Below are 24,591 nucleotides of genomic sequence, written 5' to 3'. Positions count from 1 at the left end.
CGGGCAATCAGCTCGCTCCGAGCCTAACCACCCGATCCCCGGTCCCCGTGATCCGGTGCGACCCTCACGGCCGACGTGGTGGCCACACCGGTCACCATCGATACGCGCGCCATCCCGTGCCGGCCCTCGGACGTGGCGGCGATCGGGCGATCGGGCGAGATCGGCCGCGTGCAGCCAGGGTAGTTCCCGACTCCAGGTCGTGGCCTCGCCGGCCGGGGCCCGGCTTGCCTTCCGGGCCGCGCCCGCCGCGCCGTTCCGCGTGGTCGGCCCGGGCTCGTTCGTGCCGTGACGGTCGCCTGACGCGGAGCTCTGCCGGCCCGCCTGCCAGCCAGGTGGGCCGGATCGTGGACGCGGTGCCCGTGTGAACGTATGCGCCGGCCACTGGCTCGTCGTTCAACGGCAAGCGGCACCCGTCCGCACACTCTCCGCATAGGGTGATTTCTACTTGCTGCGTGGAGAGGCGGGGCTGTCACCGGTGGTCGCGACGCTGGCGGAGCGGGAGCGCAGGGCGAGGATCGTGCGGTACTGGCGGGCCATCGAGATGTTCAGCCCGCAGCAGGTCGGCAGGGTCTCGCCGGAGCGGCGGATGTTCCCGGTCGACGCTCGCCGGCCGCTGCCCTGGGAACAGGGCCATGCACTGCGGGACGCGCCCGTGCCCGCCGGCATGGTCTGGCAGCACACCGTGTACTGCGGGATCTTCCGGACCTCCGCGGCCCGCGATGTCCTGCTGGAGGTCTTCGGCGGCAGTGAGGAGGACCATGACACCCGCGTCGACGGGGACAGTGCGCTCCTCGCCTTCGAGGTCACCGACGAGGGGCGGCTCATCGGTGAGTCGATCACGTTCTCGTCGTGTGCCTGGGCGGTCGGCCAGGCCCGTAGCCCGGGGCCGGCAAAGGCGGGATGGCTCGACGGGTTCGATGGCGATGCCACGTCCTGCGCGGAGGTCGTCCTCGACGTCGGGGATGGCCGGCTGACGATTGTGGAACGCGGGGGCGGCAGCCAGCAGCCGTTCGCCGGACTGATGTACGAGATCGTGCTCAGTGCCGCTGGAGGCGCGATCGCGCCGCTGGTGGCGCCGCTGCTTGGTACGGCGGCGGGGGCGGTTGTCGGTGGTGCGCAGGCTGCGGCCGAACGTGCGCTGCGCGAACGCCGACGGGCCGGTGCCGGCCACGAGGACAGAGACGACGAGGACGAGGAGGACGGCCCGCGGCTCGGAAGTCGGCAGCTGACGGTGCGGGACCTGTCCGCTGTCACCCGCTGGCTGTCGGACCGGTTCGGTGTCACCACGGACCTCATGCCCACGGCTGTCCGCGTCCAGAGCAGGCTTGTTTCCCTCCGACGGGCCGACAAGGCGACGGGCGCGGACTTCCTGAACAGTTTCATCGCGACCGATCTCGCGCTCGTGGCCGGTCAACTGGCCACCTCGGAACCGGGAAAGGCTCTGGGTGACTATCTGACGGCGTCCACGGCCATTCGTACCGACCGGCGCCTCGATCTGCGGCGTAACCCGGCCGCGGTGCTCGCCGGGGTCGAGCCCGAGCGGTTTCCGCTGGGACGTTGGCCGGCGAAGACGGAACATCCGCTGGTGCGCAGCCAGCAGTTCGCGGTCAACGACATTCTGGAGCGGCTTGCCGACGACGGCGGCGTCTACGCCGTCAACGGCCCGCCGGGTACTGGCAAGACCACTCAGCTGCGGGACCTCATCGCCGGCGTTCTCGTTCTGCGCGCCCAGCGCCTGGCCACGCTCACCCATCCCACCGCCGCCTTCACCGGCCCGACGCATCGGTGGACCACGGGCCACCTGCACCGCTCCGTGTGTGAGCCGGCCACCACCCTGGTCGGTTTCGAGATGGTCGTCGCGTCGGCGAACAACGGTGCGGTGGAGAACGTGTCGCGGCAGATCCCCGAGCTGGAGTCGGTGGACGAGGCCTGGCGTGCGCAGGCGTCGTATTTTCCCGACCAGGGCCGGCTCATCCTCGACGGTGCGCAGGCCTGGGGTGCGCTGGCGGCCCCGCTGGGCAACAGAGGCAACCGTCAGGACTTCCGCGACAGGTACTGGTTCGGAACCGACCGGGAGAAGCAGTCGGCCAGCGCCGCGAACGGCCGCCCGCGCAACGGCAGCCCGCGCAACGGCAGTCCCCGCACCGGTACTGTCCCTCGGGTCTCCGGCTCCGGTCAGGGCATGCGCGACCTGTTGAAGCGTGTGGCGCAGCAACCGCCGGACCAGGGCGCCTGGCGGACGGCCGTGAACCGCTTCCGCGAGGCGGAGCGTGCCGTGCGGGCGTTGCGTGACGAGCGGCAGCCGGCCGCGCGGGCGCTGCGCGAGCTGCCCGGAGCACAGTGGGCTGTGCGTACCGGGCAGGACGCGGCCCGCGACGCCGACCAGCGCCACCGCGCGACCCTCGCGGCGCTGACCGACGCCACGGAGCGACTGGCCACGCTGGAAGGTGACGTGCGGCGCTGGGCCGAACGGCAGGCCGAACACCGGCGGACGCGGCCAGGGGCTGTTCACCCTGGGCGGCGCGCAACGTGACTGGCGTGCCCACCAGCGTCCCCTCGCCGAGGCGCACCGCGCCGCCGAAGCCGCCCACGACCAGCAGGCCGACACGGTGGCCACCCACGAGCAGGCCCGGCGCACCGCGCATGCCGAGGCGGCGACGGCGTGGGAGACGGCCCGGCGGGCGCAACTCCACCGTGACGCGCTCGAAGCGATCGTGGCGACGGCCCGGGCCACCTGGGGCCCGCACGTGCCCGCCGACACGACGGACGCGAGCGGTGCTCACGGCGCTCAGGGCGCTCAGGGCGACGAGGCGGAGGCCGCCGGGGAACTGGGTTCGCCGTGGTCCGATCCGGAGTTCACCGCCGCCCGCACCCGGCTGTTCCTCGCCGCCATGGACCTCCACCGGGCGTTCCTCGAAGGCGCCGCCGACCGGATGCGCAAGAACCTCGACGCGGCCATGGACGTCCTGTGCGGTGACGCGCCGAAAACCATCCCACCGGGCGCGGTGCTCGCCGCCTGGCGGAACCTCTTCCTCGCCGTCCCGGTCGTCTCCACCACCTTCGCCTCCCTGGACCGGATGTTCGCCGGCCTGGGTGCGGACGCGCTCGGTTGGCTGCTGATCGACGAGGCTGGCCAGGCGACCCCGCAGATGCCGGTCGGCGCGCTCTGGCGGACCCGGCGTGCGGTCATCGTCGGCGACCCGCTGCAGCTGGAGCCGGTGGTCACCCTGCCGCACACCGGCCAGCAGGCGCTGCGCCGCGCCTACGGGGTCGACGAGGAGTGGGTGCCCTCCCACACGTCCGCCCAGCGGGTCGCGGACCGGTTGAACCCGCACGGCACCTACCTGCCGGCGCCGGACGGGTCGGGCGTCGACCAGGTCTGGGTGGGCGCACCGCTGCGCGTGCACCGCCGCTGCGACCAGCCGATGTTCGACATCAGCAACCGCATCGCCTACGACGGGCTGATGGTCCACGGCGTCAGCCGCGGCGACTACCCCATCGCCCGCCGCGGTGTGTGGTGGGACGTACCAGCCGGGCCGACCGCACAGGGGAAATGGAATCCGGCCGAGGCGGACGCGGCCAACGTCATCATCCACCGCCTCGTCGACCAGGGGCTGAATCCCGCGACGGACCTGTTCGTCGTCAGCCCGTTCCGCGACGTCGTCACGGGGCTCCGCGGCGGCCTGTGTCGGACGGTGAACCGGGACCATGTCGGCACCGTCCACACCACGCAGGGCAAGGAAGCCGACGTGGTCCTGATCGTGCTGGGCGCGGGTGGCTCCCGTCCCGGCGCCCGGAGCTGGGCGGCCAGCAGCCCGAACCTGCTGAACGTCGCCGTCAGCCGAGCCCGGCGGCGGCTGTTCGTCGTCGGAGACCACGCCGCCTGGCGGGGACACCGCTACTTCGACGTCCTCGCGGGCAGCCTGCACCACGTCACCGACGACGGGCAGGCCGCCATGCGCCGCGCCGCGCCGGTGTCCCTCCCGGGCCTCTGCCGCTGCTCTCAGCCGCGGTGAAGGCCGGTGCGGGTGAGCCAGGTCGCGACCTGCTGATCGGCGTCGGCGACAGTCTCGCCGAGCACGGCCAGACCATCACCGATGGCCGCTCCGCGGCAGGCGCGGCCGTAGTCATCGGCGGCGCGGCCCAGGCCGCTGACGGCGTAGGTGACGACCGGATGGACGATCCTGCCGGTGAAGTCGAGCGCTTCGGCGAACGTCCACATGATCATCGGTGGTCGTACGTTCCAGATGGGACTGCCCAGCAGCACCACGTCGTAACTGTCGATGGACGGCGCGGAGCCGGCGATCGCCGGGCGGGCATCGGCGTTCTGCTCCCGGACGTTGCGTGCGACCGTGGCCTCGTAGTCGTCCGGGTAGGGGTCGGCGGCCTCGATGCGGTGGACGTCGCAGTCGATGCGACCAGCGATCATGCGGGCCAGTACCTCGGTGTTGCCGACGGTGAGGTTCCGGCGCCCGCCGTAGTGGTAGTTCTCGCCGGCCCGGGAGAAGTACGCCAGTAGCACCCGTCCCGCCTGTCCCGCCTGTCCGGCCTGTGCGGGGTCAGGGGAGGCTGTCCCGGTCGTGCTTCCCTGCGCGGTGGCGTCGTCGCGTGAGCCGGGCTCCGGGTCGGACGAGGATGAGCAGCCGCCGAGCGCGGGCCCCGCGGTGGCTGCCGCCAGGGCCGCGCCCAGCAGCGCCCTGCGGGTCGAGATCGCACTCATCGTCGGATGCGGGTCGTGGCGGTCAGGACGAGCCTCCTCGCTGGGATGGCCCACGCCGATCCATGCGGCGGTGGGACGACCGGGATCGCTGCCGCTGCCGCTGCCCCGCCCGCGGCGACGCGCGGGTGGCCCGGTGGTGGGTGGTTCGGATGGTTCAGGGCCGGGCGGTGTGCCGTCTCTCGCCGGCCACGCCACTGTCAAACGGGGTGGCGCCACCGGAAAGGGGGCGGCTGTCGGACGCGCTGTGGCCCTCGGACGCGCTGTGGTCGTCGGCCGTGGGGCGGCTGGCGGCCGGGGTGTGACTGGCGGCCGGGGTGTGGCTGTCGGCCCAGCTGGCCAGGAACCGCAGCGCCTCCTGCGCCGGGGAGTTCGGCGCGGCGGTGTACACGTAGAGGTTCATGCCGATGTCACCGGGCAGCACCAGCGCCTGGTAGGCGAGCTCGATCTCGCCGACAACCGGGTGGTGCATCCTCTTGGTACCCGCCGTGTGGTGTCGCACGTTGTGCGACGCCCATCGGACGCGGAACTCCTCGCTGCGGGTGGACAGCTCTCCCACGAGGTCGGACAGCGGCTTGTCGTACGGATGGCGACCGGCCTCGATCCGCAGGCTCGCGACGATGTCGCTGGCGGCCGTGTGCCAGTCGACGAAGAAGTCCCGCGCTCGCGGATTGAGGAACGTGAACCGCGCGACGTTCGGCGGCCGGGCGGTCTCGGCGTGGATGTCGCTGTACAGCGCGCGGGCGAGCTTGTTGGACGCGAGAATGTCACGGCGGCCGTTGCGCACATCCGCCGGCGCGTCGGTGATCGCGTCGAGTACCCGCTGGATACCGGCGGGCACCCGTGCCCGCCCCGCGCCCGCTCGGGACCGGGCCGAGGTGGTGGCGTTGGCCGCCCGGGCCAGGTCGAACAGATGCTCGCGTTCGGCGTCGTCCAGCTGCAGTGCGCCGGCGATCGCTCCGAGCACCGATTCGGAGACGCCGACGAGGTTCCCGCGCTCCAGGCGGGTGTAATAGACGACGCTGACCCCGGAGAGAGCCGCGACCTCCTCGCGGCGCAGGCCGGGCACACGGCGGTTGTCGCCGAACGCGACCAGGCCCGCCTGTCGCGGGGACAGCCGCGCGCGGCGTGAGGTCAGAAACTCGCGCGCCTCGCTGCGGTGGTCACCAGTGTTGCCTGCCATGTGCCTGACAGTAGGCGTGGACCCGAGCGGGTGGGAGTCCCCGCCGGTATCCCTCACCGTGGTGTCGCCCCTCACCGTGGTGCCGCCCCGCCCCGCCCCGCTTCCCGGCACCGCGGCGTCTCCCGTGACGCGGCTTGACCTTGACCCTGCGTCAGGGCCCCAGCATGGCGGCATGACCGCTACCAGGCCCGCGATCGAGGTCGTCGGACTCACCAAATCCTACGGCGACCACACCGTGCTGGACGGCGTCGACCTGACCGTCCCGGAGGGCACCGTCTATGCGCTCCTCGGGCCCAACGGCGCCGGCAAGACGACCATCGTCAACATTCTCTCCACCCTGCTGGCCCCGGATGCCGGCGAGATCCGCGTCGCCGGCTTCGACGTGCGGCGCGACCCTGGCGGGGTGCGGGCCGCGATCGGTGTCACCGGCCAGTTCTCCGCGATCGACGAGCTGCTGACCGGCCGCGAGAACCTGCGGCTGATGGCCGACCTGACGCACCTCGGCCGGGCGGCCGCAGCCACCGCCGTGACCGTGCTCCTGGAGCGCTTCGACCTCGTCGGCGCCGCCGACCGGCGGGCGCAGACCTACTCGGGCGGCATGAAGCGGCGGCTGGACCTGGCGATGACGCTCATCACCCGGCCCCGACTGATCTTCCTCGACGAGCCGACGACCGGTCTCGACCCGCGCAGCCGCCGCGACCTGTGGACGATCGTGCGCGAGCAGGTCGCCGACGGTGTGACGGTGCTGCTGACGACGCAGTACCTCGAGGAGGCCGACCAGCTGGCCGACCGGATCGGGGTCCTCGACGGGGGCCGGCTGGTCGCCGAGGGCACGGCGGCCCAGCTGAAGCGGCGGGTGCCCGGCGGGCACGTGTCGGTGCAGTTCACGCACGCCGCGGCGCTGGCCGCGGCAGCGGCGGCACATCCGGAGGCCACCTCCGATGTCGACGCGCTCACCCTGCAGATGCCGGCCGACGGCAGCGTCGCCGGGCTGCGCCGCGTGCTCGACGGCCTGGACGACGAGGGCGTCGCCGGGCTGACGGTCGGGTCCGCCGACCTCGACGACGTGTTTCTCGCGCTGACCGGCCGCGCGGCCGAGGCGCCCGCAGCAGAGGAGATCCCGGCATGAGCACCGCCTACACTGTCCGTGACTCGGCGACGATGCTGCGACGCAACCTGCTGCACATCCGCCGCTACCCCTCGCTGTCGATCATGCTGGTCGCGCAGCCGATCGTGTTCCTGCTGTTGTTCGTGTACGTGTTCGGGGGGACCCTCGGCGCCGGCCTGCCGGGCCAGGGCGCCGGCCTGCCGGGCCAGGGCGGCGGCGGGGACCGCGGCGACTACCTGGTGTTCATCACGCCGGGCATTCTGATCATGACGGTCGCCAGTGTCGCGCTCGGCACCGCGATCTCGACCGCGACCGACATGACCACCGGGATCATCGCCCGGTTCCGCACGATGGACATCGCCCGGGCGTCGGTGCTCACCGGCCACGTGCTGGGCGCTGTCCTGCGGACCGGCTTCGCCGTGGTGGTCGTGGCGGCGTTCGCGTTCCTGCTCGGGTTCCGCTCCGACGCCGGCCCGCTCGGCTGGCTCGGCGCGGTCGCGCTGCTGGTCCTCATCGCGTTCTCGCTCACCTGGCTGACCGTCGGCCTGGGCCTGGCGGCGGACAGCGTCGAGACGGCGAGCAACACCCCGCTGTTCCTGGTGATGCTGCCGTTCATCAGCAGCGGCTTCGTGCCGACCGACGCGATGCCCGCCGGCCTGCGCCAGTTCGCGGAGCACCAGCCGTTCACCCCGATGATCGACACTCTGCGCGCCCTCGTCACGGGCGCGGAACCGGGCGCCGACCTGTGGCTCGCTATCGGATGGTGCGTGCTGATCGCGCTGCTCGGCTACCTCTGGTCGCGCCGGCTGTTCCTCCGCGTGCCCACGAAGTAGGGGAGTAGGAGACTGACGCGTGCTCACGATCAGCCAGCTGGCGTCGTACGCCGGCGTCACCGTGCGCGCGGTGCGGCATTACCACGCCAAGGGTCTCCTGCCGGAGCCGGAGCGCGATCACTCCGGCTACCGGTGCTACGGCGCCCAGGCCGTCGTCGAGCTCATCAGGATCCGTACGCTCGCCAGCGCCGGCGTCCCGCTCGCGCGGGTCCGCGAGCTGCTGGGCGCGGGCGAGGAGGAGTTCAACGCCGCCATCGTCGACATCGACCGGCGCCTGCGTGCGGAGATCAGGGAGCGGCAGCGGCACCGGGAACGGATCGCGCAGCTGGCGGCCGGGGACAGCCTGGCCCTGCCGCCGGAGGCGGTGGCCTACCTCGACCGGATGCGCGAGCTCGGCCTGCCGGAGCAGATGATCGAGGGCGAGCGGGACGCCTGGATCCTGGTCGCCGCCCAGCTACCGGAGCACATGCCGCTGTACATGACGCTGAAGCAGCAGCAGCTCGACGACCCGGCGACGCTCCAGCTCTACCATGATCTCATCGGCGCGGCCGGCTGGGAGGCGGACGACCCACGAGTGGAGGCCATCGCCGACCGGTTCGTCGCCCTCATCGAGGCCGACGCCGAGGGCTGGGAGAACTACGACGAGGTGATGCCCGACGAGCTCGCGCAGCTCCTCGACTCGGTCTTCCTCGACTCGATGCCGATCGCGCGCCGGCTCCTGAAACTGCTCGAGGAGCGCGGCTGGCGCGGCTGGACAAAGCTCGAACGGATCTCCCCGAAAGAGCGCGGAGCGCCGCCGACGGCAGAGTAAGGCACCGGTGCGCCGCGCCCGGAGCGCCGGCGAAATTGCTGACTAGCAAATTGGGTTCATGATTGTGGGCGGCGGCGGCGGTCGTCGTTCGGCCTGGCGGGTGCGGCATCTCCGCTGACGATCCGGCATCACCGGAGACCCTCGGGGCTCCCAATGATCTGCTGCTCGACAAATTCGGGGCCCTGGCGGGGTGAACGTGCGGGGTGCGCTGATACCGGTCCGACCGGAGCCGCGAGACACGAATGCCCTGGTTCTGCCCTGGTGTCGAGAATCGTCGCGACGTGGCGTAAAGTCCTGGCATCGATGGTCGACTCGGCGAAGGTCGGGTCGGTTGATGCACGTCAAACGACTAAGTGGAACGGGGCCACAATGGTCGATCAGTACGGGGCACACTCAGGTGGGGCGCCACAGTGGGCGGTGTCGGTCCCAGGCTGGGACGGCAGCAACGTCGACGTGGCGTACCTGGACAAGAACCTCAGGCACAGCGGAATCGAAACCGCACTCGACGAGGGCGTCAGTCCCCGGACGATTATTCTGATGTTCTTGAGCGCAAGTGTCGCCAGCGTACTCGTCTTCTTTGTCTTCTTTCTACTCGTGTTGTTTGCGTCGGCGAGTAGCGGTGAGGAGGCGGCCGGAGGTCTGCTGGTCGTCGCGATGATAATGTCCACCATCGCCTTCTTCGTGGTGCTGCTGGGAATGAGGGTGYCCGAACCCGTCGCGGAATGGCGGGTGCTTCTCGGTGACCGGGCGGGCAGCGCGACGTCCACCTACAGCCAGATCGCCGGTGCGCTCCGAACGCGCCGGATGCCGATCCATCCCGAGGTGCGGCCGGTCGACACCGGCTCACCGCGCGACGGTGTGCGCTACCGTCTCGTGTTGCACGAGAACTTCTATGTCGCGTACGTCTCGGTCTTCGCCTATGGCACGAGTCTCTATCTCGGTTGGATGATGTGGCGCTCGCGTCGCGGGTGGCAGCTCATCGGGCAGTTCTTCTCCGACATCCTCGGCGGCATGCTCGGGCGCAACAGTCCTGAGCTGCGGATGCTGCGCACCGAACGTCCGAGGGCCATGCGCGAGGCCGTCCACTCCGCCTGCCGAGAAGGACTTTTCGTCGCCTACGAGCAGCGCGACGTGCCTCTCGAGTTCGGTTTTCCGCACCCGCAGGAACGCAGCAGAATTCCGTCGGCGCCCAGCACGGCGCCGTCCCCCTTCTCGCCACATCCGTTTGCGTCGGCGCCCCGGGCGCCCCAGCCGCCGGGGCCGAGCTGGCTGGACACATCACACCAGGCGGCGCAGCACGCTCCGATGCCGCACCACGATCCGGGGGCGTCCCACACCGCAGCTGACCAGCAGACGTTCTCGCACCAGCCTCCGTTCCAGCCCCCGCCCGCCCCGCCTGTTCCACCCGTCCCGCCCGAGGCTCCGGAATCCAGGCCCGGGTGGGCTTTCGAGCACACCTCGATCTGGCCGCCCGGAGCTCCGGGCGGGCCCGACAGCGGCGGCTATCCGTTCGATCGAGGGCGCGACGGCGATGACGATCGGACCAGGTGACGGGACCCACGTCGTCTCAGGAGCTGGCGGCGGTCACTGGGCATGGGCCGCAGTCGAGGTCGAGCCGGTCAGGCCGGTGCGGGCGAGTGCCTCCGAGGCGGCGACGGCGGAACAGGTGTGGCTGGCCGGGCTGTGGAATGTCGCTGACCCCGTTCGTTTCGAGGTGCGGTACATAACCTTCCCCGGCTCGGAGTGGTTGACCTGCGTTCTGCTCGCGCAGGCCTACGACATTGACCGGCGTGCCGCCGTGCGCCGAGTACTGGCGCTGCGGGACCGGCTGGCCGCTGCTCCGGATCACGTTCGTGTCACGCCCGTGCTCGACTCGGCGGCCGTCGTGCAGTTGCTCGCTCCGCTGCACCCGCGCAGCGAGGGAATGGTCGAGATCCGTAAGGCTGTCGCCTGGTCCTGGTCCCGGCGGGCGGAACGCAGGGTGTGCGTCGCCGTGTCGCCGTACACCGGCGGTGGCGACTGGCAGGCGACCTGGGAACAGCTGCTGGCCAGGCCGGACGGCACGCTGCTCGGCATCTGCGTCGAGCCGTACCGCCTGGGACCGGGCGAACAGGCGGCGTTGGCCGGGCTGGCCGGCCAGTACGCCGCCCTCTCCCGGGACGCCACTCCGGCGGCCAGCCCGGTGCGCTTCCCCGCCGACCCGTTCGCGGCGGCGGCGCGGCCGCTGTACGACGCCGCGGTGCGTCGCTACGTCGACCGGGTGTTCCGCATCAGGATCTCACTCGCCGCCGCCGCGCCGATTGACCCGGACCTGGGCGAGCGGGTGGCTGCGACCATCACTCCCATGGCGACGGGTACCGGATTCGCCGGCGGGGCGGCGGTGGCTCGCCCGATGGACGGCGAGTTGCACACGGCCTGGGCCAACATCACGACGATGAGTCTCGACTGGCTGGACCGTACCTACGACCTGGGGGTTCCGTCGGGCGCCCTGGGCCCGGGCGAACGTTTCCTGACTGAGATCGCGGACCTGACCGAGACGGCTGCAGTGTTCCGGCTGCCGTACGAGGTCGCCGATCGGCGTCCGCTGTTCGACGGGCCGCGACGACGCCAGGCCGCGGCGAGCGGCGTCGGTGCTCCCTTCGCCGTCGTCATCGCCCATGACGAGTCCGACGCACGGGCCGCCGACCTGGTCGACGGGCACCTGAGGCTCGCGGGTTTCGACCCGTGGCGGGCCAACGTCGATCTGCTCGGCGGGGCCGATCGCCGGCTCGAGATGCGGCGGACCATCCGGCAGAGCCGCTACGTCGTGGTGTGCCTGTCGACGGAGTCCGTCGGGCGGGCCGGTGATCTGCAACGGCAGCTGCGCCTGGCGCTCGACGTCGCCGAGGAGATGCCGGAAGGCCGGAGTTTCGTCGTCCCGGTCCTGCTCGACGAGCAGTGCGGCCTGCCCACCCGGCTCGACCATCTCGAACCGGTTCGCTTCTACCGGCCCGACGGCCCGGAACGGCTGTTCCGGGCGCTCGGAGTCGACGCGCGCAGGGCCCGGAGCAGCTGATCGACCCCACCTGCCGCGAACAGGTCGACCCACTGGTACTCCTGCAGATCCGATGGCAGGTCGCACTCGTCGAGTCGTGCCGGCACGATGAACACCACATGGTCGGGGAGTTCGTCCGCGCGGTCGAGCGCGATCCTGATCTCCCGATGGAGCTGGCTGGGCCGACCCAGCACCCGGGCTGACAGGCACGGCACGAAGAAGTCGCAGTCCAGCACCGCGCGGCGCACGACCAGATCCCGTCGAGAGCCGCCGGTCACCATCTCGGATCCGACCCACGGAGTGAAGCCCGCCGTTGTCAGCAGCTCGGCCAACGCCCGGACCTTGCTCTGGTCCTCTCGATCGTGTGCCAGGAAAACCGTCGGCGCGTGCGGCGGCGGTGCCGGCTGCGCGGGTGGTGGTGGCGGCGATGTCTGGCCTGCGCCCGTCATCGACAGGGCGGGATCACCTGGCCGGCCGGCCAGGAAGCGGTCATGAAGATCGCGAAAGACACCGTTGGCCGGGTAGCGGGCGAGGGCCGCTGCCAGCAGTCGCCGACAGGGCTGGGCCACGATCCCGGCCTCGAGCGCCCGGAACACCTCGAACCAGGCATGCTCCGACGTGCTGTGGAACGACGGCAGGCGCCTCGGTGGTACGCCGAGCTCGCCGAGCAGCATCTCCGCCGACGTCCGGTCCGGTGCGACAGTCGCCAGTTCGGCCCGGAACCGTCGCAGGTCCGACCGGCTCAGCGGGAGGTCGTCGGGCGGCCACCCCGCCGGTGGCTCCGCGGGCGGGGGATCCGCTTCCGGGAGGTCCGGCGTGCCGGGGAGGTGCGTCGTCACGATGCCACCGTCTCCATCAGACTCACGTAGGCGGCTCCCGTCGACCAGCGTCACCGGGCGCGATGGGCAACCGGCTCAGCGGGAGGCCGGGAACACCTCCTCGAACAGGTCGATCATCGCCTTCCAGGAACGTTCGTCGGAGCGACGGTCGTAGCGGATGCCGGGTCGCAGGCCGTCGTGGGACGGGTCGGTGAAGGAGTGGCCCACGCCGCCGTAGAGGTGCATCTCCCAGGCGACCCCGGCGGCGTGCATCTCCGCCTCGAAGGCCCTGCGCTGCTCGGGTGGTACGTACGGGTCGTCGGTGCCGAGGCAGACGAGGACCCGGCCGGTGATGTTCGCGGCGTCCGCCGGCCGGGGGGTCGCGAGAATCGAGTGGAAGCCGACGATGGCCCGGAGGTCGGCCCCGTCCCGGGCCAGCTCCAGGGCGAGGGCACCGCCGAAGCAGTAGCCGATCGCGGCGACCTGCCCCGGGGCCGTCGCCTCCTGGGCGAGCAGAACCTCCAGGCCCGCCCGGCCGAGCGACCGGACGAACGCCATGTCGGCGGAGAGCTCGGCGAACCGGTCGGTCTCGTCGGCCCGCAGCTCACGCCCGCCGCCGTAGTAGTCGAGGGCGAAGGCGACATAGCCGAGCTCCGCCAGCCGGCGCGCCTGCCGTCGGACATTCTCGTTCAGGCCGCCGCCGCCGTGACAGACCAGAACCGCCGGGCGCGGGCCGGGCCGGCTCTCGTCGAGGGAAAGCTCACCGACGAGGTGCAGGTCCCGACACGTGTACTCGATGTTCTCGGTGCGCATGGAGCCTCCGTCGGCCTTCGCGCGGGCTTCTGTGCGGGCTTCGTCGGCCCAGCATCTCAGAGCCGTTCCGCGCGGGCGGCCCGACAGCCTCGTCCGGTCGGACCGGCGATCTTCTTGACGGCGGGTGCCGCCGAAGTTTGAATGCGTGTTCAAAGAAACGCGCAGGCGCTGCCGTCCTGGGAGGTTCCGATGACCGACACGACCACGGTGTACTGGGATCCGTTCGACCGTGAGATCGCCAACGACCCGTATCCGGTTTACCGGCGGATGCGTGCCGAGGCGCCGCTGTGGCACAACGGCCAGCACGATTTCTGGGTACTCAGCCGTTGGGACGACRTCAACAACGGCCTCGTCGACTGGTCCACCTTCTCCTCGTCGAGGGGGCCGATTCTGGAGATCATCAAGGCGAATGTCGAGATTCCGCCGGGCACGCTGCTCATGGAGGATCCGCCGATCCACGACATCCACCGGCGCCTGCTCGCGCGGGTGTTCACGCCCCGCCGGGTCTTATCGCTGGAGTCGGCGATCCAGGAGTACTGCGTCCGCTGCCTCGACCGGCTCGAGGGAGTGGACCAGTTCGACCTCATGACCTCCTTCGCCAACGAGGTCCCGATGCGCGTCATCGGCATGCTGCTCGGCATCCCCGAGGAGGATCAGCTGGCGGTCCGGGAACGCGCCGACGCCAGGCTGCGCACCGAGTCCGGCGGGCAGATGAAGGTGTCGGGGGCCGCGCTCATGGACACCGAGCTGTTCGCGAACTACATCGACTGGCGGGCCGCGCATCCCTCCGACGACCTGATGACCGAGCTGCTCAACGCTGAGTTCGAGGACGAGAAAGGTGTCCGGCGCACGCTCACCCGCGAGGAGATCCTGACCTACGTCACGGTGCTGGCCGGCGCGGGCAACGAGACGACCGCGCGTCTGATCGGCTGGCTCGTCGCGTTGCTCGCGCGTTACCCCGACCAGCGTGCCGACCTTCTCGCGCACCGCGACCTGATCCCGAACACCATCGAGGAGACACTGCGCTTCGAGCCGACCGGCCACGCCGTCGCCCGCTACGTCACGCGCGACGTGCAGCTGCATGACCAGACGGTGCCGGCGGGCAGCGCGATGATGATGCTGGTCGCGTCGGCGAACCGCGACGAGCGGCGGTGGGACGGCGGCGAGCGTTACGACATCCGCCGCAGGATCGACCAGCACATCACCTTCGGGCTCGGCACCCATTACTGCCTGGGCGCCGCGCTGGCGAGACTCGAGGGCCGGATCGCGCTCGCCGAGTTCCTCAACAGGTTCCAGGAGTGGGAGGTGGACTGGGACAACGCGGCGCTTTCCTCCACCTCGACCATGCGTGGCTGGGAAAGCCTTCCCCTCAAGGTCGGCTGACGTCGTCGCCCCGGCCCTCACCCGTCGTCTGTCGTTCGCCGCGTCAGGCCGGATTCGTGGCCGACCGCAGTGCTTCGAGGGCCTGGTCGGCATGGCGGCCCATCGCGAACTCGGAGTCGATACGTGCGATCACGGTGTGGTCGGAGCCCACGACGAACGTCGACCGCTTGTTCGGGCCCCGCCTGCGCCTGACCCCGAACGCCTCCGCGATGGACCTGTCCGTGTCGGCCACCAGCGGGAACCCGAGTGTGTGTTTCGCGCTGAACTGCGCCTGCTTGGCCACGTCGTCGGCGCTGACACCGACGATCCCGGCGCCCACGGCGGCGAACTCCTCCGCCAGGTCACGGAAGTGGCAGCTCTCCTTGGTGCAGCCGTACGTCATGGCGGCCGGGTAGAAGAAAACCACCAGCGGGCCCTTCGCCAGCAGATCCGAGAAGCGCAGCTCGGCCCCTGTCTCGTCGACTCCCGCCAGATCCCCGACCTTGTCTCCCACGTCCATGCGGTGTCCCTCCCGGTTGTCGTACCCCTTGGTACGAACTGGGCGCGAGCCTATTACGTTCCCAGTCTGGTGGCATAAATACATCCGTCGAGGACTGCCGCCGCCCTCGCGGCGAGCCCGGCCCGGACCGGCGGCCGGCCGGGCCCGCGGGCCCACGCCCCCGGACAGGACCGCGCGGATTGATCGATTGAGAGATCAAATCCAGGTTGTGGTGATCCCGGGGGCCTTCCATCGTGGAGCGGCGCGGGCCTGCGCGAAAGCCCGGGAGGAGCTCAGCCCATGCCGTCTTCCACCGCCGAGAGATCACACAGTTTCGACGTCTTCGAGCACTACGAACGGCTCCAGTGGAAAGTCTGCGACCTCGGTCTCGACACCGTCCGGCGGGAGCTCGTCCAGCCTGCCTACATAGCCCTGGTCCGAGGAGTCGTCGTGGGCGAGGCGACCTCGCTCCCGGGGCTGCACGGCTTCCTCAGCGAGTTCTCCGACGACTACGACTGCTCCGCGTTCGTCGCGATCTGGGCGTACCAGGAGCTGCAGCACCACTACGCCTTCCGCGCGTGGCTCAGGGCGGTCGGTGTGCACATCGACCAGGATCGGATCGAGGCGCTGCGTGAGCCGTACGAGGCCGGCATCACGCCGAGYGCGACGCTGACCACGAACGTCATTTCGGAGATCATCGTCAACACGGCCTACCGGGCCCTGGCGGAGTGGGTGGAGGAGCCTGTCCTGGCCGACCTCTTCCTCCGGGCGAGCCGCGACGAGGCCGGCCACGCCCGCGAGTTCCTCTTCTACCTGAAGYGCCGCCTCGCGGACCATCCGCACGAACTGAAGTCGGTGCTGGAGCGCATCCACTTCTACGTCACCAACCCGCGGCTGAACCACCCGGTCGGTGTCTACAAGCACCAGCGGGTCGAGGAGATGCGCGACCACGAGACCGTGGACGACGTGATCGACGTCTTTCTCCAGATCTCCCCGCCGGACGCGCAGGAGAAGCTGCAGGCCAAACTCCGCCGCATGCTCGGGGCGGCGGTCGGCCGCGACCTCAGCCGGAACTCGGCGATCCGCCACGCCATGGCCGAGCTCTCGTCCTGACYGAAGGAGCCACGATGACGCCGTCCGCATCCGAGGTCCGCAGCACCGTCACGGGCATCGTCGCCCGTGAGCTCGGCACGCCGGCCGAGACGCTCACGCCCGACCTCGACCTTCGCACCCTTCAGGGCGCTGACTCGATGAAGGTCCTTGTCATGATCTCGCGCATCGAACGCACCTACGACATCGAGATCGAGGACGAGGACGTCTTCTCCCTGGCCTCCGTCAACGACGTTGTCCGCGTCGTCCTCGCGACGCTCGTGGCGACCACCGTCTGAGCTCCGGAACGACGCAGACCCGGAAACCGGGGCTGGACGTCAGCATCTCGCCCGGGGTGTGCCCCGCCCCGGGCGGATGCCCGGCCCGGGGTGACCGACGGGTTCGGCGTCGCCGTCGCCGTCGCCGTCGGTGAGTGTCCGCAGCACCCCGCGCATGTACTCGAGCGCCTCGCGGTCGTYCAACGCCCGCCCCCACGCCTGCTCCCGCTCCGGACCGAGGTGAGGCTGCGCGGCGATCGCCGTGGCGGCGCCGTCCACCAGGGTGTTCCAGTCAGGTGCGTCGAGAAGGCCCGTCGTCGCGAGGAAGCCGAGCATCCGTGCGGCGTCGGACAGCCGGTCGACGGCTGCCATCATGTTGATGAACTCGACACTGGTGACGCAGGCAGCCTGCATGTTGTCGTCGTCGAGAAGCTGGTCGATGTGGCCGCGCAGGATGCCGAAGGCCCGCGCCCGGTCCCCGCGCCGAAAGACCGCCCCCGCCTCGACGACCCGGTTCGGGGAATGGGTGCGCTGCGGCACCGTCACCCCGACGGCCTCGTCGAACAGGCGGTTGGCGCGGGGGAGATCGCCCTGCAGCGAGGCGGAGTAGCCGAGCATCACCAGGGTCAGGTTGAGCAGTGTGGGAGGTCCCTGGGTCCGGTACCGGTGCACCAGAGCCGTGGTGAACCGGTCGTGTTCGGCGAACCGTCCGGTGAACAGCAGCGCCGCGCCGGCGTCGAGCTCGAACTGTTCGGCCAGGTCGTCGTCGCCTCGTCGGCGCAGGTCCGCGATGGCCGGAGCCGCCCAGACGCCGTGCGCCGCATAGTCCTGGTAGACCGACGCCCGTGCGTGGTGGACCAGCGGATGGTCTGGTTCGCCGTAGCGCTCGACGAGGCGTTCATAGGCGTCGTTGCGCCGGCTCAGTTTGTAGCGCTGCGCCGCCCAGGTGAGTCCGAAGACGACGAGCTCGTCGTCGGGCGGCGAGATGGCCAGCAGCCGTTCGACCCAGTCGCCGATCTCGTTGCGGCTGCGGCGCACGATCTCGACGACGACGCGGCGGATGAGCGCGTGGGCGAGCTGTTGCCTCTTCGCGGTGCACGCCCAGTCGAAGGCGGCCCGCAGGTTGGGCCAGAGCTCGGCGAGGCGGGCCACCCCCTCGACCTCGGCCTGGCCCGCCAGCAGAACCTGCACCCGGGCGGCCGCCTCCAGACACCACAGGGCGTGCCGTTCGGCGACGAGCTCGGTCTCGCCGGTCTCGGCCAGCCGTTCGGCCGCGAACTGCCGCATCGTCTCCAGCAGTCGAAACCGCGGCCCGAACGGCCCGGAGTCGACGACCAGCATCGAACGCGCGACGAGGGTTCCCACCAGCTGGTCCACGTCGGTTCCACCGGTGCCGCCTGCGGCGACCGCCGTCGCGCCGCTGAGGTCGAACGGTCCCGCGAACACCGACAGCCGCTGGAACAGCCGGCGCTCGGCTGCGCTGAGCAGGTCGTAGGACCAGGCGATGGTGGCACGCAGCGTCCGGTGGCGCCTGGCGGCGGTGCGCGGCCCACCGACGAGCAGCCGGAGATGATCGTCCAGCCGGGTGAGCAGATCGGCCGGAGCGAGGGTGGTCGTCCGGGCGGCGGCCAGCTCGATGGCCAGCGGCACTCCGTCGAGCCGGCGGCAGATCTCCTCGACGGCCTGGCGGTTCGCCGGGGCGTCGAACCCGACCGACAGGGCCGTGGCCCGCTCCTCGAACAGCTCCGCCCCGGGACCGGACGGTTCCAGCGGCCCGACCGCGACGAGTCGTTCGTGGCCGTGGCCGAGGCCGAGAGCCTCCCGAGAGGTGGCCAGCACGCGTACGTCCGGACAGCCCTCGGCGATGGCCGCGGCGAGCTTCGCCGCCCCGGCGGCGACGTGTTCGCAGTTGTCGAGCAGGAGCAGTGCTCGGCGTGGTCGCAGCGCGGTGACGACCGAGTCGTTCAGATCCCGTCCGGCCAGCTCGGTGATGCCCAGCGGGGTCGCCACCGCCCGCGGGACGTCGTCGGAGGTGGTGATCTCGGCCAGCTCGATCAGCCAGGCACCGTCCAGATCGGAGCGGCGGGCCGCGGCCGCGACGGCGAGCCGGGTCTTGCCGATGCCGCCCGGGCCGACCAGGGTCACGACGGGGGCCGCGGTCAGCGCCTTCTCGACCGTGTCGAGAAGGGCGTCCCGCCCGAGCAGGCGGCCCAGCCGGCGCGGCAGGTTCCCGCGGCGACCGTCCTCCGTCCGCGGTGGCGGGTGTTCGCCGTGGCCGACCTGGTAGAGGCGTTGCTCGGACACCACGCCGTCGAGACGGTGGATACCGAGATCCCGAAGGTCGTCACGATCGAGCAGCAGCGCGGTCGCGGCCGAGGCGAGCACCTGCCCTCCGTGTCCGGCCGCGGCCAGCCGGGCGGCCAGGTTCACGGCCGGTCCGAAGTAGCCGTGGCGCCGTTCGTCGGTCTCACCCGTGTGCAGGCCGAGCTGGGCACGGATGGCCATGCCGGCCGGCCAGGCCTCGTCGCCCGCCGCCTGCAGGTCCAGCGCCCACGCCACGGCGTCGGCGGCGCGGTGGAAGGCCACGCCGAACGACTCGCCGCCGCTGGCGAAGACATGGCCGCCGTGACGGTCGACGGCGGTCCGGACGAGAGCCTCATGGCGAGCCAGGGCCAGCGGCATCTCGTGCCGGTGCGACGCCCACCAGCGGCCCGCGTCCGCCACCTCGCAGAAACCGAACGTCACGGTCCCGGACGGTCTCGCCGCCGCCGCCGCCGCCGCCGCCGCCGTGCCCGCTGCCGCTGCCGCTGCTGCCGACGACGACGACGATGCTGACGTATCTGGCGCCGCAGGCATGGCCAGCCGTCCGTCGTGACCGAGGATGGAGGCCTCGAGCTCCCGCAGCCGAGGCCCGGGCTCGACAGCGAGCTGGGAGATGAGACGTCCACGGGCTGTGCGGTAGGCGGCGAGGGCGTCGGCCTGGCGGCCTACCCGGTAGAGCGCCGTCATCAGCAGCGCCCACAGGCCTTCGCGGAACGGGTGGGTGGCGGTCAGCTCGGTCAGCTGGCCGATGACGGTGGACGCGTCGACCTCGACCCGATGCTCGAGATCTGCCTCCACGACCGCCAGCCACTGCTCGATCAGGCCGTTGACCGTGGCGGCCAGCCCCGGTGCCACCAGCCCGGCCAGCGGGGTGCCCGTCCACTCGGCGAGAGCCGCCTCGATCTCGCCGGCCTCGGCCAGCCGCCGGAACCGGAGGACGTCGACCGCGTYGGGGTCGACGGCCAGACGGTAGGCCGAGCCGGCGCGCTCGATCGAGCTGGATCCCAGTGCGCCGCGCAGCCTCGTCGCGTAGGACGCAAGCGTGCGGTCGGCCGTCCTCGGCGGGGCGTCACCCCAGATCAGCTCGGTCAGCCGCCACACCGGGACCGCCCTGCCCGCCGACAGGGCGAGTGCCGCGAGCAGCGCCTGGCATTTCGCCGGCCCGACCTCCGCCGGGCGGCCGTCGGGTGTGACGGCGCCGACTCCACCGAGTAGACGGATCTGCAGCACCGCGCCGCTCCCTGCTCTGTCCTCGCCCGGGGGAGACCTCGGAAGATCACGGGAAGGAGACCTGCGGGCTTCCCGACCCAGTATGACTTTCCCGGCTGTCCCGCTCTCCGGAACAGCCGGCCGGGCTCAACAGAAACTCGACCCGTTCGAGGGGATCACACAACACGGGCGCGGCAGCCTCGGCCCATGCACGCACTTCAGTCCCGACAGCTTCCCCGAGGGTGGGCCGCCGCGCTGTTCGCCGGATTCGTGACCGTGGGGGCCCTCCAGCCACCGCGGCACGAACGACCTCCGACGCAGCCGGCCTGGGCGGACGTACTGATCGTCGCCACCCTGCTGCTCCTGCTGGTCGCCTTCCTGGCTCTGCTGGCCGGCCGGCGCTGGGGATTCACCCCTGCGGCCTACGGCAGCGGCGGCTTCGTCCTGGTGTCGGCGGTGTGCCCGGCGTGGGACCACCATCAGATCGGAGCGTGGTGGGTGGCCCAGATCGGTATCAGCGTCGCCATGCTGGTCGGGTCCGTGATCGGCCGGTCGGCGCCCACCAGGCCGACCGCCGCGCCGTCTGTGTCCGCCGCGCCGTCTGCGTCGGCCGCGCCGTCGGCGTCCGCCGGCCTGTCCGTGCTCGCCGCGCCCGGCGCGGTCTCGGTGCCCGCCGCCACCGGACGATTCCGGGACGCCCGGTGAAGGCGATCGTGCAGGAGCGGTTCGGCCCGCCGGACGTCCTGAGGCTGGCCGACGTCGACATCCCCGAACCCGGCCCGGACGACGTCCTGGTGGCGGTGCGGGCCGCCGCGCTCAACCCGTACGACTGGCACATGCTCCGCGGCGATCCGCTCGTCGCGCGGCTGTTCGGTGGGATGGGTCTGACCCGGCCGAAGTCGCTGGTGGCCGGGCTGGACGCGGCGGGCCGCGTCGAAGCTGTCGGTCGCAACGTCACCGGGCTGCGGCCTGGTGACGAGGTACTCGGCTACTGCCCGGGCGCCTTCGCCGAGTACGCGCTGACCTCGCCGGAGATGGTCGTGCCCAAGCCGGCGGCCCTGTCCTTCGAGCAGGCCGCCGCCCTGCCGATCGCGGCGACGACCGCGCTCCGCGGAATCAGGGACGTCGGCCGCGTCCGGGCGGGCCAGCGCGTTCTCGTCAACGGAGCCGCCGGTGGTGTCGGCACCTTCGCGGTCCAGCTCGCGGCAGCGTCGGGCGCCGAGGTCACCGGCGTGTGCGGCACCGCGAACGTCGACCTGGTGGCCTCCCTCGGTGCGTCATCCGTCGTCGACCACACGTCGGCCGACTTCACCGACACCGACGATCCGTACGACGTGATCCTCGACAACGTCGGCAACCGGCCGCTGCGCCAGCTGCGCGGCGCGCTGGTACGGAACGGAACCCTCGTGGTCAACGCGGGCGGCTCGCCCGGCCACGTGTTCGGCGCGGTCGGCTCGACGCTGCGGGCGGTCGCGGTCAACTGTGTCGTGCGGCAGCGGCTGACTCCGCTGCCGGATCGGCGCGAGAGGTCCTTTCTGCTCGCGGTCACCGATGCTGTCGAGAAGGGGACGCTCTCGCCCGTTCTCGATCGGATGTACCCGCTCGCCGATGTCGCCGAAGGCCTGCGCCACGTGGAACGAGGCCATGCCAGGGGCAAGGTCGTCGTCACGGTGGCATGACAGGCCCCCGTGCGATGGCGACTGCCGACCTGGTGATCGGCGCTGATCGCGTCAGCGCGCGGGTTGCTGGGCGGTGAGCAGGTGCGCACGGCGGTGGACGTCGCGCGGGGAGCAGCGGCGCTCGAGTCGGGCCTGCAGCAGCGACCGCGCGACGTCCGGCCGGTTCGCCTGGATGGCGCAGTAGATCGTGGTGTCCTCGACGATCTCGCGCTGGGCGGCACTGCCCCCGAGCCGTTCGACGCCGGGCAGCGCGATCAGCGCGTCGGTGGCCCGGTCCGGGTCGCCGTGCAGGAGATGCATCAGGGCGTCGGCCAGGGGCGCGACGGTGTCGGTGAACACCGCGCTGCTCCGGGCTGCCGCGGACCGGCGCAGTTGTGCGAGTCGGCGGCAGTCGCCCGCGGCGGCGAGGGCGACCGCCGCGTGCAGCCCGACGAAGGGCGTCGGCGGATCGACGAGCAGCGCGCCGGGAACGGTCTCCAGCACCGGGCCGAGTTCCACCGACGTCCAGGCGCCGGCCGTGAAGCCGCGCCACAGCAGCGACGCCGAGTCGACCAGCGCCCGGACGCCGGAGACGGCCGGTGGTGAGAGCTGGGTCGAGAAACGCGCCCGGGCCGCGCTGTCGTCACCGAGCGCGAGCTCGTGCAGCGCCGCGTGCCAGGCGAAGTGGGCCCGGTGCGACGAATCCGACCCGCAGGTCGAGATCCAGCCGTCCAACCAGGCGAGCCCGGCCTCGTGGTCGCCGGTCTCGTAGTGGACGTGGGTCTTCGCGTGGACGGCGTGGCCCGCGGTCGGTTCGACGGCGAGCGCCAGTGCGGCGAGCTCGGCCGCCTCCTCCCAGTTCTCCTGCTCCTGGCGGGTGAAGGCGAGCAGCCCCCGGTACCACCAGTCGTCGCGGTAGACGGCTGCCAGTCCTTCGACCAGAGCCCAGGCCTCAGCCGGAATCTCCGTCGCGCCGCTGAACGCGATCGTCGGCACGGCGATGCTGACAGCCAGGGCGTCTTCCGGGTAGGCCTGGACATAGCTCAGCAGGGCCGCGGCCGATCCGGCTCCTCCCGGCTCGCGGATGCGGGCGGTGACGACCTCGATGAAACGCCGCTCCCGCTCGTCGGCCCGGGCCGCCTGGCGTTGCGCGGCCAGCAGCGCCGTCTCCACGTCGACGTCGGCGCCCCACTCGGCGCCGAGCAGCGCCAGCACCGCCTGTCCGAGGGCGAACTGCGGGTCGGCCGCGACCGCCTCGGCCACCAGCATCTCGGCTCCGGACCGCACCCGCAGGATCCGTCCGAGCCCGGCGACATAGCGACCGGCGGCCTCCGGGGTGGCGGTGAGGGGCAGGCCGTAGGGGTCGCGCACCCGCCGGACCACCCGGGGCCCGGGCAGGGCGGCGATGACGGCCCGGGCGAGCGAGGCCGCCTGGCCGCGGATCTCGGGGATCGCGGTGCTCTCCCACAGCTCGCCCCGCCGCAACGGCCCGATGGCCCAGATCGCCGGCCGGGGCCCGTCGGCCGCGACCAGCCGCCCGGATCCCTCGGTGGCGAAGCCCAGGTCCAGGCCGTCCGGGGTCGCCAGTCCGGCGGCGAGCAGGTTCATGACCAGCGGATCGTGGCTGGTCCGCACGCCGGCGCCCGCACCGGTGCAGTTGACCACGGCCGCGGCGAGTACCCGGGAGCCGTCACTCAGCGAGACCTCGACGCCGGCCGCGGTGTTCCGGGCGTCGACGACCTGCGCGGCGTGCACGACCAGCGATCCCTCGGCGCGGCGTTGCTCCAGCCAGGCGTGGACGGCGGGGGCGACACGGTGCCGGACCTGGTCCCAGCGCCGCATCGTCGTGGCGACGAACCTCGATCGGGCCGCCGGGTCCAGACGTGACCACAGCTCGGCCGTCACCGGGCGCATCGAGTCCACGGCGCGCCGCCAGTCGCCACCGGCCGCGCGGATGTGATCGAAGACGAGCCGGCGGGCCTGGGCAAGGCTCACCGGTCCCTCGGGCAGCTCCGGGGCGGCGAGCGGCGGCGCCGGGTCCAGCGCGTGGGACAGCGGAAGCAGCCCGTGGCGCGAGGTCACGTGCAGGCGCACGCCAGCCCGGCTCCAGCGCTGGGCCATGTCGGCCATGGTCAGGCCCGCGCCGACGAGCAGCACATCGCTGCCGGCCGGGACGTGAGGCTGCGTCTCCGCCCGCCACGGATCACCGACGAACCGCGGCGACCGGGCCAGCGACGGCGGAGCCCACGCCGCCGTCGGAGCGCCGTGCCCGAGCGCGAGGACGACGGCGTCGACCGGATGGCTGGTCCCGTTGTCGAGCGTCAGGCGCAGCCGGCGCCCATGCCGGCGGACATCCGTCGCGCGGGCGTGCACCCGCCTGCACTGCACCCCGGTCGCGGCCCGCAGCGTCTCCTCCAGCGTGTGGCGGAGATACTCGGCATAGAACTGGCGGGGCGCGAAACCACCGGGCGGAAAGTCGACCGCGACGTGCCGGCGAAGCCAGCGCAGGAAGTGCTGCGGGTCATCGTCGAACGCGCTCATCTTCGCGGCCGGGACATTGAGCCGGTGCCGTGGATCCCGGGTCAGATAGGCCAGGCCCGCACCGACGTCGTCCGGCTCGACGAGCATTATCGTGAACCTTCGGCCGGTGCCCGCCACGGACCTTGCCAGGTGGGCGGTGGCGAGGCAGCCGCTTGCCCCGCCACCCACCACTGCGACGACCACCGGCGCGCTCATCGGGGCCGTCGACAGTATGCGTGCGGACACCTGGGCATGGGAGATCTCCTTCCCCGTCCAAACCGGTTGGTACCAGGCTAGGTCCGGTTGGGGCGGGCTGTGGCCCAGATCGACAGACCGC

Annotated in this window: 19 protein-coding genes; 12 read left to right on the top strand and 7 right to left on the bottom strand. The window is 71.8% G+C overall.

Annotated elements, in window-relative coordinates:
* Positions 1-445: 445 nt before the first annotated feature.
* Entirely contained in the window at positions 446-2,533 is a 2,088-nt protein-coding gene (locus CC117_RS35095) for a DEAD/DEAH box helicase family protein (protein WP_131803104.1), read from the top strand.
* The gene (locus CC117_RS35090) at positions 2,448-4,016 is read left to right on the top strand and encodes a DEAD/DEAH box helicase (protein WP_084132467.1); all 1,569 of its coding nucleotides are present in this window, start codon (positions 2,448-2,450) and stop codon (positions 4,014-4,016) included. Before CC117_RS35095 ends, CC117_RS35090 begins: the two co-directional genes overlap by 86 nt.
* On the opposite strand, the gene CC117_RS20550 is transcribed toward CC117_RS35090, so the two are convergent.
* Complete coding sequence (locus CC117_RS20550) at positions 4,004-4,720, bottom strand: flavodoxin (RefSeq protein WP_071086656.1); 717 nt, start codon at positions 4,718-4,720, stop codon at positions 4,004-4,006. The genes CC117_RS35090 and CC117_RS20550 overlap by 13 nt on opposite strands.
* A gap of 154 nt (positions 4,721-4,874) precedes the next feature.
* A complete protein-coding gene (locus CC117_RS20545; RefSeq protein ID WP_071086615.1) occupies positions 4,875-5,900 on the bottom strand; it encodes a helix-turn-helix transcriptional regulator in 1,026 nt (341 codons plus the stop codon).
* A 172-nt stretch (positions 5,901-6,072) separates the two neighbouring features.
* Between CC117_RS20545 and CC117_RS20540 the strand changes: the two genes are divergently transcribed.
* The 5 genes from CC117_RS20540 to CC117_RS20520 all read left to right on the top strand — a co-directional run bounded on the left by CC117_RS20540 (position 6,073) and on the right by CC117_RS20520 (position 11,707).
* Positions 6,073-7,029 carry an ABC transporter ATP-binding protein gene (locus tag CC117_RS20540; protein WP_071086613.1) on the top strand — a complete coding sequence of 319 codons (957 nt, stop codon included), beginning with the start codon at positions 6,073-6,075 and terminating at the stop codon, positions 7,027-7,029.
* The gene (locus CC117_RS20535) at positions 7,026-7,841 is read left to right on the top strand and encodes an ABC transporter permease (RefSeq protein ID WP_071086611.1); all 816 of its coding nucleotides are present in this window, start codon (positions 7,026-7,028) and stop codon (positions 7,839-7,841) included. The genes CC117_RS20540 and CC117_RS20535 overlap by 4 nt, the downstream gene beginning before the upstream one ends.
* A gap of 19 nt (positions 7,842-7,860) precedes the next feature.
* On the top strand, positions 7,861-8,652 hold the full coding sequence (locus CC117_RS20530) for a MerR family transcriptional regulator (protein ID WP_071086609.1): 792 nt from the start codon (positions 7,861-7,863) through the stop codon (positions 8,650-8,652).
* A gap of 261 nt (positions 8,653-8,913) precedes the next feature.
* Complete coding sequence (locus tag CC117_RS36510) at positions 8,914-10,203, top strand: hypothetical protein (RefSeq protein WP_131803103.1); 1,290 nt, start codon at positions 8,914-8,916, stop codon at positions 10,201-10,203.
* Positions 10,184-11,707 carry a toll/interleukin-1 receptor domain-containing protein gene (locus tag CC117_RS20520; RefSeq protein WP_071086605.1) on the top strand — a complete coding sequence of 508 codons (1,524 nt, stop codon included), beginning with the start codon at positions 10,184-10,186 and terminating at the stop codon, positions 11,705-11,707. The genes CC117_RS36510 and CC117_RS20520 overlap by 20 nt, the downstream gene beginning before the upstream one ends.
* On the opposite strand, the gene CC117_RS20515 is transcribed toward CC117_RS20520, so the two are convergent.
* Positions 11,635-12,525, bottom strand: coding sequence for a toll/interleukin-1 receptor domain-containing protein (locus CC117_RS20515; RefSeq protein ID WP_131803102.1), 891 nt, complete (start codon positions 12,523-12,525; stop codon positions 11,635-11,637). The genes CC117_RS20520 and CC117_RS20515 overlap by 73 nt on opposite strands.
* Positions 12,526-12,600: 75 nt before the next feature.
* On the bottom strand, positions 12,601-13,317 hold the full coding sequence (locus CC117_RS20510) for a dienelactone hydrolase family protein (protein WP_071086601.1): 717 nt from the start codon (positions 13,315-13,317) through the stop codon (positions 12,601-12,603).
* Positions 13,318-13,506: 189 nt separating this feature from the next.
* Between CC117_RS20510 and CC117_RS20505 the strand changes: the two genes are divergently transcribed.
* A complete protein-coding gene (locus CC117_RS20505; protein ID WP_071086599.1) occupies positions 13,507-14,700 on the top strand; it encodes a cytochrome P450 in 1,194 nt (397 codons plus the stop codon).
* Positions 14,701-14,743: 43 nt separating this feature from the next.
* On the opposite strand, the gene CC117_RS20500 is transcribed toward CC117_RS20505, so the two are convergent.
* Positions 14,744-15,199 carry a peroxiredoxin gene (locus CC117_RS20500; protein ID WP_071086597.1) on the bottom strand — a complete coding sequence of 152 codons (456 nt, stop codon included), beginning with the start codon at positions 15,197-15,199 and terminating at the stop codon, positions 14,744-14,746.
* A 279-nt stretch (positions 15,200-15,478) separates the two neighbouring features.
* Between CC117_RS20500 and CC117_RS20495 the strand changes: the two genes are divergently transcribed.
* Together CC117_RS20495 and CC117_RS20490 are read left to right on the top strand one after the other, a co-directional pair.
* A complete protein-coding gene (locus tag CC117_RS20495) occupies positions 15,479-16,291 on the top strand; it encodes a ferritin-like domain-containing protein (protein ID WP_071086595.1) in 813 nt (270 codons plus the stop codon).
* A 14-nt stretch (positions 16,292-16,305) separates the two neighbouring features.
* On the top strand, positions 16,306-16,566 hold the full coding sequence (locus CC117_RS20490; protein ID WP_071086593.1) for an acyl carrier protein: 261 nt from the start codon (positions 16,306-16,308) through the stop codon (positions 16,564-16,566).
* Between the two features lie 39 nt (positions 16,567-16,605).
* Here CC117_RS20490 and CC117_RS20485 read toward each other — a convergent pair whose 3' ends face one another.
* A complete protein-coding gene (locus CC117_RS20485) occupies positions 16,606-20,097 on the bottom strand; it encodes an AfsR/SARP family transcriptional regulator (protein WP_241830283.1) in 3,492 nt (1,163 codons plus the stop codon).
* Between the two features lie 186 nt (positions 20,098-20,283).
* Between CC117_RS20485 and CC117_RS20480 the strand changes: the two genes are divergently transcribed.
* A complete protein-coding gene (locus CC117_RS20480) occupies positions 20,284-20,781 on the top strand; it encodes a hypothetical protein (RefSeq protein WP_071086591.1) in 498 nt (165 codons plus the stop codon).
* Positions 20,778-21,755, top strand: a complete 978-nt coding sequence (locus CC117_RS20475; RefSeq protein ID WP_071086589.1) for an NAD(P)-dependent alcohol dehydrogenase — start codon at positions 20,778-20,780, stop codon at positions 21,753-21,755. The genes CC117_RS20480 and CC117_RS20475 overlap by 4 nt, the downstream gene beginning before the upstream one ends.
* Before the next feature lie 51 nt (positions 21,756-21,806).
* Here CC117_RS20475 and CC117_RS20470 read toward each other — a convergent pair whose 3' ends face one another.
* The gene (locus CC117_RS20470) at positions 21,807-24,470 is read right to left on the bottom strand and encodes an FAD/NAD(P)-binding protein (protein WP_071086655.1); all 2,664 of its coding nucleotides are present in this window, start codon (positions 24,468-24,470) and stop codon (positions 21,807-21,809) included.
* Between the last annotated feature and the right edge of the window lie 121 nt (positions 24,471-24,591).

The organism is Parafrankia colletiae, from assembly GCF_001854655.1.
In the GTDB taxonomy this organism is placed as follows: Bacteria; Actinomycetota; Actinomycetes; order Frankiales; family Frankiaceae; genus Parafrankia; species Parafrankia colletiae.
The sequence above is the reverse complement of the archived record's forward strand: the minus strand, read 5'-3'. Positions and strand labels throughout refer to the sequence as shown.